Consider the following 1,038-nt stretch of genomic DNA (forward strand, 5'->3'; position numbering starts at 1 on the left):
GTTATATGGCGCACAAACCCTTGCAGAAGCAGATACCCTACCTGAATATTTGTTAGATTCGCTCGTATGTAGTAGCTTTGCTGACTATGGTCATTCAAACTATGGCCACCCAACTTATGACAAACCTATCGATATAATAGAACAGTCTAAAGACGATCAAGAAGACAGCCCTACCTCTATCCAGTATGTTGAACAGACCTCATCCGATGCATCAGAACAGCCTGACATCATACCAGCACCGGTTATTTTTAAAAATGGCGAAACGCTTGTTAGTCATGATGAAGAAAACGATAAAAACAGTCACGATCATAATGAGACCGATCAGTTAAGAGACATATCTGATAATAACTATAATAACCAGGGTCAAAAACAGACAGCGGATATCCTAGCTTCCAATGACAATAGTAAGACACTTCGTAATGACCACTATAAACTTGCTTCTGATTTAACCAATAGAATCAAAAAAGTCGTTTGGAATATCGTCCCAGAATCGCAAGAACAACATCTAAAGACTGGCGAGCTGAGTGATGCTCTAGTCAAACCTGTCACTCACAAGCGAGTAATTGAAAAGGCAAATACTGCTGACCATAAAGACAATTCAACCAAAGACAGTAATGCTAGCAACAGCAACGTTAATAGCGATGGCAATAACACACCACGTAAAGAAAGCCTATTTAAGAAACATCTTAAAAAAGTCAAATCTGAAGATGCACGCCCTTTACCAAAATATGCAGTACTTGCAGTCATTGATGAAGGTACTGGTATCCCAAAAGACAAGCGCGAAGAAATCTTTAGCCCGTTTGTGCGCTTACAGCAAAAAAACAAAGGTTCGGGTCTAGGTTTATCACTGGTATCACAAATCGTCACGGCTCATCAAGGCCAAATAATTACTGATACTATTAATGGACATACCAGGTTTTTGGTTGTCATTCCAGTCAAGCATAATCCACATAAAAATCACGATAACCGTGATTAGGTATGGCCAATCTAGTTATTGATATAAGCTAAACAATTCTGTTTTTCGACCTAATACTTGTT

The 1,038-nt window shown here is 38.9% G+C and carries 1 protein-coding gene; it reads left to right on the forward strand.

The window, feature by feature from the left end; translation table 11 throughout:
• Positions 1-976 (forward strand): sensor histidine kinase (locus tag ACS8FD_RS16700; RefSeq protein WP_439276666.1); only part of this gene is annotated, 976 nt, incomplete at its 5' end.
• Positions 977-1,038: the final 62 nt, after the last annotated feature.

It is taken from the genome of Psychrobacter sp. 1U2 (genome assembly GCF_051847575.1).